This window comes from Vaginella massiliensis, assembly GCF_900089075.1.
Taxonomy (GTDB): domain Bacteria; phylum Bacteroidota; class Bacteroidia; order Flavobacteriales; family Weeksellaceae; genus Weeksella; species Weeksella massiliensis_A.
Map to the genome: position 1 here is coordinate 340,041 of NZ_LT593746.1, position 11,550 is coordinate 351,590.

The 11,550-nt window shown below is 40.2% G+C and carries 7 protein-coding genes; 1 reads left to right on the plus strand and 6 read right to left on the minus strand.

Annotated elements, in window-relative coordinates; all coding sequences use genetic code 11:
* Window positions 1–6: 6 nt before the first annotated feature.
* From BN8061_RS02815 to folE, 4 genes are all read right to left on the minus strand, one after another.
* Window positions 7–2,433: a SusC/RagA family TonB-linked outer membrane protein gene (locus BN8061_RS02815; RefSeq protein WP_235802669.1), complete on the minus strand. Its 2,427-nt coding sequence runs from the start codon at window positions 2,431–2,433 to the stop codon at window positions 7–9.
* A 3-nt stretch (window positions 2,434–2,436) separates the two neighbouring features.
* The gene (locus BN8061_RS12125) at window positions 2,437–3,081 is read right to left on the minus strand and encodes a TonB-dependent receptor plug domain-containing protein (RefSeq protein WP_235802670.1); all 645 of its coding nucleotides are present in this window, start codon (window positions 3,079–3,081) and stop codon (window positions 2,437–2,439) included.
* A gap of 159 nt (window positions 3,082–3,240) precedes the next feature.
* Window positions 3,241–4,713, minus strand: coding sequence for a cysteine--tRNA ligase (cysS, locus tag BN8061_RS02820; RefSeq protein ID WP_068596308.1), 1,473 nt, complete (start codon window positions 4,711–4,713; stop codon window positions 3,241–3,243).
* A 19-nt stretch (window positions 4,714–4,732) separates the two neighbouring features.
* Complete coding sequence (gene folE, locus BN8061_RS02825; protein WP_068596310.1) at window positions 4,733–5,407, minus strand: GTP cyclohydrolase I FolE; 675 nt, start codon at window positions 5,405–5,407, stop codon at window positions 4,733–4,735.
* Window positions 5,408–5,720: 313 nt separating this feature from the next.
* Here folE and hutH point away from each other — a divergent pair, with 313 nt between their 5' ends.
* On the plus strand, window positions 5,721–7,232 hold the full coding sequence (hutH, locus tag BN8061_RS02830) for a histidine ammonia-lyase (RefSeq protein ID WP_068596312.1): 1,512 nt from the start codon (window positions 5,721–5,723) through the stop codon (window positions 7,230–7,232).
* Window positions 7,233–7,348: 116 nt separating this feature from the next.
* Here hutH and BN8061_RS02835 read toward each other — a convergent pair whose 3' ends face one another.
* Both BN8061_RS02835 and BN8061_RS02840 read right to left on the minus strand, forming a co-directional pair.
* Entirely contained in the window at window positions 7,349–10,771 is a 3,423-nt protein-coding gene (locus BN8061_RS02835; RefSeq protein ID WP_094745833.1) for a hypothetical protein, read from the minus strand.
* A gap of 211 nt (window positions 10,772–10,982) precedes the next feature.
* A complete protein-coding gene (locus BN8061_RS02840; protein WP_068596313.1) occupies window positions 10,983–11,540 on the minus strand; it encodes a transposase in 558 nt (185 codons plus the stop codon).
* Between the last annotated feature and the right edge of the window lie 10 nt (window positions 11,541–11,550).

An 11,550-nucleotide genomic window follows, 5' to 3' on the forward strand; every position in this document is an offset into this window, starting at 1 on the left:
TTTTTTTTAAAAATCAATCGTAAATCCTAACGAGATACTTCTCATGATTGGAGATGTATTGTCGTACAATCCTTTTCCTCTCCATCCACCTGCGGCGTTTGAATTCGATTCAGGATCGAAGGTTAATTTATCATCAAATGCATACAACCAAAGGTTGACTCCTTTTACGTAGACTGTGAAATTGTCTATTCCTGTCTGAGTTTTGAATTTATCGCCAAAAGAATAAGCAAGTTTGGCTTCTTTCAAACGTATATGATCACCTTTGAAAATCCATCTAGAAGATGGTCCAGAAGATGCTGTTGGAGTACCATTGTGGCTTATTCCTCCCGCAATTGGTTTCGGATTAGATGCATTCGGGTTGTCTGGCGTCCACACATCATACAACGCATCGGTAATTTGAGTGGTTGTCATATCTGTACCGTCTGACAATTGGTAGTTTTGCCAACGGTTGTGTACATAATAGTCGAACTGCCCTGTAAAGAATACCGAAAGCGTAATATTTTTGAACGTGAAATCGTTTTTGATACTCAATAAGTATTTAGGGAATGCTGATTTCCCCATCCATACGCGTTCTGCTTCTGTTCTTGTGTATACATACTCGTTTTTGTCACCATTTTTCCACCAGCGTGGTGCACCCGTTTGTGGATCTACACCTGCCCACAAAAATGTATAATATTCACCAACTTCTCTACCTTCTGCCAAAGCACGCATGCTATTCGATGTTCCGTCTAATTCGAAAGTACCTTCGGCTTCGAACAATTTTACGAGCTTATTCTTGTTATACGAGAAGTTACCGTAAACATTCCATTTGAATTCTTTATCCAATGGTCTTGCAGTTACCGTTAACTCAATCCCTTTATTCGAAATATCTCCAATATTGGTATATCGAGAGTTCGGTCCTCCTACGGTTTGCGGCAAACCAAAAGCATAAATAGCATCAGCCGTTAATTTATCATAAACATCAACAGAGAAACTTAAGGCGTTGTTCAAGAATGCAAAATCAACTCCAGCATTCCACTGTTTAGAAAGCTCCCACGAAAGATCTGGATCACCCGCATCAGAAATTCCCATAGTTGGCTCAGCTGCATAACTTCCGGTTCCTAAAATAGCGTAAGCATTGTATTGAGCTCCCCAATTATCAGCATACGGAATGTTTCCGATTTCCCCATAACTCAATCTAAAGATGAGATTTGAGAAAGGCGATGATGAAAACTCACGAGCAACATCCCAACTACCACCTACAGACCAAAAGACACCTGCTTTATTATTTAAACCTAATGTAGAGTTGGCGTCGCGTCTCAATTGACCAGATAGGGTATATTTACCGTTGTAAACATAGTTCAATCTAGAGAAATACGAAATCTGCTTCCAGAACAAAAAATCATCCCCACCTCTTAATTTATCTGGGTTAACGAAAGTAAGGTATGGTTTTGGTTCTGATAAATCTGTTCCTCCTGCATAGAGATAATTGTACTTATGCTCTTGGTACTCCATTCCTGCCCAAACTTGTAAATCGTGTACATCGTTGAATTTGTTACGATACGAAACCGAGTTTTGCCAGTTCCAGTCAAACGCAGCGTTCTTTGTCACTTGCACTACCCCGTTATTGCCATATCCGTCACCCACAGATGGATCCCAATATGACTTTTCGTTCAATGCTTGGTATTGCGCCCCGTACAATGTGTAAAAGTAGAAATTCTTCGCAAATTGCCACTCCGCATTCACCGATCCTAAAAACGTTGTAATAGAACCAGTTAAGAAATCTTTTTCTAAAATTCCAAGTGGATTAAATTTATTCTCTGTTCCGGGAGGTATTTGTGTGTTCAAACTTCCATCTGGGTTATACACCGGATATAATGGTAAAATATTCCATCGAGAGTTCCATGGGTTGGCATACGCTCCACCATCGTTTATCGTGCGGCGTTCTACATTCGAAAAGTTGAGGTTCAATCCTACGTTGAACTTTTCATCAATTCTATGTTCGAGAGCAGAGTTTACCGATATACGGTCGAATTTGGTATTCAAGATAAGCGGTAAGTTGTCGTAATAAGATCCCCCTAATCTGAATGACGTATTCTCGCTACCTCCCGTCATCGAGAAGTTGTATGTTTTTACAGACGAAAGGCTTCTGGTAATAACATCTTGCCAATCGGTATCGGTAACTCCATCGTATTGGTATTGATTCACAGTATAAGCGCGAGCATCATCCATCGTGCCATGCAAACCTGTGTTGAAGTTTGCTAATGTTGCCCATTGCATAAATTCTGAAGCGTTCATGAATCGTTGATTATCGTATGCTATTTCTTGAACAGCCATATCAGACGACACATTGAATCTTGTTTTTTGGTTGTAACGACCTTTTTTGGTTGTCACCACAATCACCCCATTCGCACCACGCGCACCGTAGAGCGCTGTTGCAGAAGCATCTTTCAATACCTATACCGATTCTATCGCGTTCGGATCGATTGAAGCCAATGGGTTCCAAGATTCCATCAAACCTGCGTTATCAGTACCTTTACCTACCACAACCCCGTCGATTACGTACAATGGGTTAGGCGTCCCAACCAAAGAACTTACCCCACGAAGCGTGATGATGTTGGTTGACCCTGGATCACCCGAGTTGGTAGAGAACACCAAACCAGCCACACGACCATTCAAAACTTCATCAATAGAAGCGGTCGGCGCCAATTCGAAGTCTTCTTTTTTTACAATATCATACGCTCCAATTTTCTGAGCAGCATCCATTTTAATTCCCCCTACCAAGGTAACCCCTGACAACTCAATTTGGTCAGTTTTTGTTTTGGCAAATTTCACTTCGCCAAGGTTATTTTTGGTTACCTTCAAGCTATAGATTTCACCATTCGAGTCGATGATGGTTAAAGTATCTCCTACTTTTGCATCGATCGAAAAGCTACCATCTAGATCGGTATATGCAGTTGCTCCTGTAGATTCAACTTTTACTTCTGCGTCTTCCAACACAAAGCCAGTAGAATCTTTCAAAACTCCTGTCACCTGAGCCATTGCGAATCCTCCGAAAAGGAATAACGACAATGTTCCTAAAGTTGTAAATTTTCTCCTCATATGTATTATAAATTACTTATTTTCTATATTGCTTCACTTAGCAAAAATGTTTAAAAAAATTGATATTTCAAAATATTTTGTTAAAACTTTAATAAATTAATATAAAAAAAGCCAGAATTGTGACAACTCTGGCTTTTATTTGCAATTATTTTGCTTCGATTAGTGCTGGTATTCCGTTCCGTTTTTTCCGTCTTTCAACTGAATTCCTGCATTGGCTAGGCGGTCTCGAATTTCATCCGACAGGGCAAAATTCTTATCTACTCGCGCTTGATTTCGTATTTCGATTAATAATTTTATTGCCTCGTCTAACTGATTGTTTTGACCATTCGCCTGATCGTTTCGCAACCCTAAAACTTCCGTCACAAAACCTTTGAACTCGTTTTTCAACAAATCGAGGTCGTCCTTACGCAAGCTTCCGTTGTTTTCTTTGATCGAATTGATGATTTTCACCCCGTCGAATAAATGAGCAATGAGGACAGGCGTGTTGAAGTCGTCGTCCATAGCTGCATAGAGCTTCGAAACCCATTCTTCTATCTCGAAAGTAGAAGCCTCTTTCGCTTCTAGTGTTTCTAAGGTTTTCAGGGCGTCCATCAATCGGTGATAGCCTTTTTCTGATGCCAACATGGCTTCGTTCGAGATGTCTAAAACGCTTCTGTAATGCGCTTGTAAAAAGCAGAAACGTACGACGCTTGCCGGAAAAGGTTTTTCAAAAAAATCATTATCGCCCTTCACCAATTGCATGGGCAAAATATAATTTCCGGTCGATTTGCTCATTCGTTGCCCGTTCATGGTCAACATATTGGCATGCATCCAGTATTTCACAGGTTCGTGCTGATGTACTCCTTTGGCTTGAGCAATTTCGCATTCGTGATGCGGAAACTTCAAATCCATTCCGCCCCCATGAATATCGAAATAGTCGCCCAAATATTTGGTGCTCATCACGGTACATTCTAAATGCCACCCTGGAAAACCATCGCCCCAAGGCGAACTCCATCGCATGATGTGCGCGGGTGAAGCGTTTTTCCAAAGTGCAAAATCAACGGGATTTTTCTTTTCGCCTTGTCCGTCGAGGTCACGGGTGTTCGAGATGAGTTCTTCGATATTGCGGTTGCTCAACTCGCCATAATTCAATCCTCTTTCGTTGTACGCCAACACATCGAAGTAGACCGATCCGTTCACTTCATACGCCAATCCCAAATCGATGAGTTTTTGCGTCAGTTCTATTTGTTCAACAATATGCCCCGTAGCTGTAGGCTCGATTGTTGGCGGTAGCAGATTGAAAACATCCAACACTTTATGAAAATCTACGGTATATTTTTGCACAATCTCCATTGGTTCTAATTTTTCCAATTTCGACTGTTTCACAAATCGATCATTTTCAACATTTCCGTCGTCGGTCAAATGCCCTGCATCGGTAATATTGCGCACGTAACGCACTTTATACCCCAAATAATTGAGGTATCGATAAATCATATCAAACGACATGAAGGTGCGCACGTTTCCTAGATGCACATTGCTGTACACGGTTGGTCCACAAACGTACATCCCTACTTTGTCTTGATTGATGGGTTCGAATGTCTCTTTTTGTCCAGATAATGAATTGTAAACTTTTAATTGATTCGATTTGATCATAAAGTATCGTCAATAGCGGTTATACGTTAAATGTTGTTTTCAGGTTGAGGTAGGATAAAAATTCTTTGCGAAGATTTTCGTCTTCTTTGAATGCTCCTCCATACTCTGCTGTTACGGTACTCGATTCGATGTCTTTGATTCCTCTAGAATTTACACATAAGTGTTTAGCATCTACGATACACGCCACATCATCTGTACCCAAAGCCTCTTGCATTGCTTTCACAATTTGCATGGTCAATCGTTCTTGGACTTGTGGTCTTTTGGCATAATACTCCACAATTCTATTCATTTTCGATAATCCGATCACGCGTCCATTCGAGATGTACGCCACATGTGCACGCCCTACAATAGGCAAGAAATGATGCTCGCAGGTAGAATACACCACGATGTCTTTCTCGACCAGCATTTGGTTGTAGTTGTATTTGTTTTCAAAAGTAGACATGCCGGGTTTGTTTTCTGGTAACAATCCGCCAAAAATCTCTTTCACAAACATTTTGGCAACACGTTTTGGGGTTCCTTTCAGGCTGTCATCGGTAAGATCCATGCCAAGGGTTTCCATTATTTTTCTAAAGTCTTCTTCGATCAATTTCACCTTTTCGTCTACCGACAAATCAAAAGCGTCTTCGCGCAATGGGGTTTCCAAATTGGTAAGAAAATGATGATCATCTAATTCGTCTATATGTTTATCACACATCGTCTCTAAAAAATTTTCACAAATTTATTGAAACTAAAAGATATTCGCATCATAAGTTCTATAAATTGGAAAGAAATCACCAAATCGAGCAAATTGCACACAGGACTGAATTAGAAAAAATCCAGTCAGCTCGTCTAAAAAAAACAATTTGAAAAGGATTACAATTATCCCGCACAGAAACCATTTGTTTGTAAAATAATTTATTATTTTCGTTCAAACAAATGGTTTTGCTTTTTTTGGTATGGAGCAAAAATAAATTCAATTTCTCTTCTACCGATCGGCAAACCGCAACTCAAACAAATTTATACAACAGATGAAAGGAAAAATTTTAGGGATTGATCACGTTTCATTGGAAGATTTTCTAAATATCACACACCATTTAGACCGTTTTATTCTTTCAGAAGAAAGTAAAAAACAAATTGAAACTTCGCAACAAAATGTAGCCAAAATTGTCTCTTCTGGGCAAACCGTCTACGGAATCAACACGGGTTTTGGGCCACTTTGCGACACCAAAATTTCGGAAGAAGAAACAAAACAATTGCAACACAACTTGCTCATCAGCCATGCTGTAGGTGTGGGCAAACCCATCAAAAAAGAAATTGCCAAATCGATGCTTTTGGCAAAAGCTCACGCCTTGTCCAAAGGTTACTCTGGTGTTACCTTGGCGGTTGTCGAACGCATCATGTTGATGGTAGAAAAAGATATCATCCCGGTAGTACCCGAAAAAGGTTCTGTAGGAGCTTCGGGTGATTTGGCGCCGCTTTCGCATCTTTTTTTACCGTTGATTGGAGAAGGAAAAGTTTGGGATGGAGATAGAATTGTTCCAACCAAAGAAGCTTTGACCAAACACGGATTAGAAGCCTTGAATCTTTCGGCAAAAGAAGGGTTGGGACTCATCAACGGAACGCAATTTATTTTAGCGCACGCCTTGCACGGATTAGAAAAATTTGATTATTTACTGAACTTGGCCGATGTTGCTGGCGCTTTGTCACTCGAAGCTTACGAAGGCAATACGAGTCCGTTCAACGCGGCATTGCACACCATTAGACCATTCAAAGGCACACAACTCGTTGCCGAACGCATGCGAAAATTATTGGAAGGTTCGGAAATTGCATTTTCAAACAAAGCGTATGGACGCGTACAAGATCCGTATTCGTTACGATGCATCCCGCAGGTCCACGGCGCTTCGCGCAATGCTTTTTTCCATTTGAAAGAATTAGCAGAAATCGAACTGAATTCTGTAACCGACAATCCTATTGTAGTCTCGGACGAAGAAGCGATTTCGGGTGGGAATTTTCATGGGCAACCTTTGGCAATGGCATTGGATTACGCAACAATTGCAGCATCTGAATTAGGAAATATATCAGACCGAAGACAATATTTACTACTCGAAGGGAAATATGGTTTACCAAAATTATTGACCGAAAGTTCTGGGCTCAACTCTGGATTCATGATTCCACAATACACTTCTGCAGCACTTTGTACCGAAAACAAAACCTTGTGTTTTCCGGCATCTGCCGATAGCATTCCGACCTCTTTAGGACAAGAAGATCATGTTTCGATGGGAAGCATTTCTGGACGAAAATTCAATCAAGTATTGGAAAATGTAGAACGAATCTTGGCAATCGAACTGATGTATGCCTGCCAAGGATTGGAATTCAGAAGACCGAAAAAATCGAGCCCAATCCTCGAAGAGGTTTTTGACGCAATACGAACAGTCTGCCCAAAACTCGAAGACGACCGCTTGATCGGGAATGATATCCAAAACATTATCGAACTCATCCAATCCAAAGACTTCAAACAAATTGTAGCCAAAACCGTTTGATAAACATAAACCGAGCTATCGCAACAACTTTCTTTTCGAGTTCTTGCCCGTTGTGCAAACGCTCGCGTTACAGTTGTGGCGATAGCCTTGGCTTTAATATTAATATCGTAAATAATTTAGAACCTCGCTTGTAATTGCAAACTTCCTGTATGTATGGTAGATGAATTCTCGTTTTTGCGCCCATCATACGAAAGATTCAATTGTAAAAATGAGTTGATCTGACGTTGCAACTGCAATTGCCAAACAAAGTTATCGCCCGCACGCAAGCCTTCCATCATTTGGTTTCCGACAACCGATTCTTGATTGCCTTCGAAAAGATTGTTGATGTAACTGAAATTTCCCAAAACGCTCATTTTACTTACCAAATTCCATTGCAATTCGGTTTTCAATTCGTGTTGCTTTAGCATTTCTACGCCCGAGACATTCGACTTGTGTTGATAGATATAAAATAAGCTACTTCGCAAATCCGTCCCATTTTGCAACTCCAAACTAGGCGATAATTTGTATTGATCCAACTTGAAACGCCTCGAAACAAAAGTTTCAGAATCGCTCTGAACGTCACTCTTTTCCAACTCGAGATTGGCAAAAAAATTAGCTATAATGCGGTATTTGAGCTTCAAATTATGAAGAGTCTGATCTCGAAATTCTGATCCAGTATAAATATAGGTTTTGGTCGTTTGTTGATTGAAATTGTAGGTTGCCTGCCAACGGTATTGTGCGTTTTGATTGTAATAAATTATCCCTCGCCAATTGCGTGTATGCCCCAAGGTTTCATCGGTATTGATGAATGGATTGAACAATAAAGCGTCTCCTTGTTTGAGGGAAGAATTGGTCGACAACAAAGAAGTTTGTAGTAACCAACGCTCGACAAAAGCATTGGAGGTGTTGAAAATATCTTTGGGTCTGAAACGTGCCGAAACACTCAATTTGTTTTTATTGGTTTTGATATAATCGAAGGTATTGGTATAAACGCGAACGTAATTTGCCTGATCGATAAATTCGGCCATTTCGAATTCATCGATTTGTTCTATGCCATCGTTGTTGTAATCGGTCCATTTGTAAATTCCCATTCCGTCTGCCACTCTGATGTATTGAAACTCGCGCTGAGCCTCGACGCCACTTCCCAACTCATAATCGACATTCAATTGCAAACCATTTCGCAAAAACGATTTGTACCATTTGAGGTTGCCCGTCATGAAATTTTCGTTTGGCGTTTGCTCGAAACGATAGTTTACATTTCTAAAATGAAAATTGAATGCCAACTGATGATTCGCCTCGTTCAGCAATCGAGAATTGAAAATAACTCCGTTGCTACGCTGCATAGTGTGCCAATTTGCCAATCTTACCGAATCGTCTTTTCTGGTATACAAAATCATTTCCAGATTCATTTTCACAGAATCGATTCTGCCTGCTTTTAGCTGAAATTCGTTCCAACGAAAACTATTATCCAGCAAACCTGTCGTCTTGCTTTTCCATTCGTTTTGCTCACCATAAAACTTGGTTCCAATCCAATATTTAGGCGAAAGTTTCCGAACATAATCGGCGTCATATTGCACAAAATTGGTTTCGTCGCTTACTTTGTCGGTTGCCAGATACGAGAGTTTGGCGATTGCCTTGTCTTGTGCTGTTTCATATTTGCTCGAAAAATCGTGACGCAAACCGCGATATTTGGTTTTATATTCTAAGAATTCCGCTCCATAACTCAAACCTAAATTTTTATTATAAAAAACCTCGAGCCCCGCCGAGAAATAAAGATGATCAACCTTCATAAACTCGCTGTCTACATTGAACGTTCTTTCGAACTCAATGGCGCGTACTCTTTCGGGAGAAACGAAATTTTTCTGCCAATATTCTACCGATGCTTTTGGTGTGATTTGCCATTTTTCGAAATCGAATTTCTTCTCACCGTAAACTCGACCTGCAAAACCTACGTTCTGCTCATCGTCCAAATTAGAAAAAAGATTGAGGTCTTGATTGCTCAAAGCTAAATCGATGCCAACCGTCTGGTTTTCATCAAATTTATATTGCGAATTGAGGGTATAAATCTGAAGTTTGGTAGGCGCAATCAGTCTTTTTATCGGTTCGTAATCCCCTTGCAAGACGCCTGCAACTGGCGCTACATATTCGAACACTTTCCCATTTTGTGTGGTGTTGATTTGTCTGTAATTTCCTTGTCCGACGCCAACATGCAAAAACGAAACCTGATACAATTCTTCTGCAGGATCGTTAGAATATTCGAAAATCAATTCGTTGTTTTGGTAAACTTTTCGATACAAAACTTTGTTCGAATCATAATCAGACCGAATCGCCGAAACGCTGTACATCAGATCTGGATCGTTTCCTGCCTCGCTCAGGATTTGTTTATCTTCGTCGGTGAGTTCACTGCTGAGCGTATTTTTTTTGGCATCGCTTTTCGAATAAAAATGTCCTGCTACACTGAGTTTTTCTGACTCGTGTTCGACGCCTCCGTACAAAAACAACTGCGAATAATTTCGGCTATTGTAGAGGTATTCTACCGCAATTCTAGAATTGGATGTGATGAGTCTATTCGATGTAAAAGTGAGCTCGCCCGTGTTGTAATTGATGACATAATCTTTGTCTTCGCCACGCTCTTGTAAAATTCCATCGATATAAATGCGCTCGGAGCCCGAAATGATGATAACGTACAATTCGTTGTGATTTCCTCTCAACTGATATGGTCCTTGATTGCCGTCTTGTCCGTTAAAACTTTCGCTATAAAATTCCCCACGCGTGATGCTGCCAGAAGCAAAAATTTTGGTTTGAGATTTTTCGCTTGTCAAATTGGTTTCTAATAACAATCCCGTCACTTTTTGTCGAAAATTGTTGAAATAATCTTGCTCTTGTTCCAAGTCGATATGTCCAGCACGAACCCTAGATTGAGGCGTTGCCAATTCGATGTACACTTTATCGAATTCTTGCAAACTTTGGGTATAACCATCCGATTCTATAGGCACGTTGTTATCGGCGATTGCCGCTGTTACCGTAACGTCTTCGGTCAATTTACCCGACAATTGTAGGTCGAGTGATGATTGGGTGGAGGCACTTTGATTATTTCCAAATCGAATTCCGCGAACAAGCGAACCTTTGCTTTCTAAGCCTTCGAACAGCTCATTGGTTTCTTTTTTGAATTTTACGTCTTCGTTACGGTGAAACTCATCTAAGTTTTGGGTTTGGATGATGAGCGAAGGATCTTTTGCAAAAACTTCTTTTTGAACCAATTTAGGATCAACAAAATAGCGAAACGTGAGCGGTTGTTGCCAATAAACCGAATCGATGATGAGCTGTTGTTTCTCGAAATCGATGCGGTAAAACGATGGATTTATGGTTTGATGTTGAGCGTCGAACAGGGAAATTTTTTCGGGCAATATGCCGAACCAATCGAGTTGAACGGTGTCTTTTGCCAAAAAAGTTTGTTCTCTTTGGTTCGAGTTTTTCCACGGTTCTTCTTGTGCTTGCGTTGTTACAAACATCAAAAATAAAATGGCAAAAGCCAACCGATGAAAAAGATAGTGCCCCATTCTGATACAAATAACGTAAAATTTTGAATTTTATGTATCTCGTTTTGCATTTCCCCAACAGCATTAGAATTTTCGGAGTTGAACAAGAGATTCTGGAATAAAAAAAGCCGTCTCGTTTATAAAATCGGGACGGTTTTTTTATGATTAAAAAATTGAGGTCAAAAACCAACGCTATTTAATAATTTAGAAAAAGATGAGTTATTATTCTTGTTTACGCACTCATCTTTTTCAGATTATGAGCTAAAGCATGCAATCCGAACTCTATTTCCACTTTTACAATTCCTTTTAGGGTAAATCTTTTGAAGTTTCGGTTGTGTTTGAGTTGGGCAAATGTAGGTTCGACATCAGCAGTTCTTTGTTTTCGTCTGATTTCGCCTATTTGGGAGGTGAGAAGTTCTCTTGCTTTTTGTTTGTGGTATTCTAATTTATGGTTCCTTTCTACTGTCCTGTTGTTTTTCCCCTTGAAGCACTGGCTTATGAGCGGACAACCATCGGGGTCTGTTTTACTGTAGGAATTTCGTTCTTTAAGTATAGCTTCTTGTTCTTGGTATTTCTTTAAGTTCGGGGCAAAGTTCTTTTGAATGCAACGGGACTTGGCTTTTTTCTTTTGATCGTCAGACTTGTTTTTGAGTATCCGGTTGATTTTATCTGCAGCTTGTTGGATTTTTTCGGGATCAAGTTTGTTGAACTCCGGTGGCGCGTGATCTTGGTCTTCTTCATCAGCAACGCACTGCGCGTATTGCCACATATCCTCTAATTGTTTGATCATTTTCTCCCAG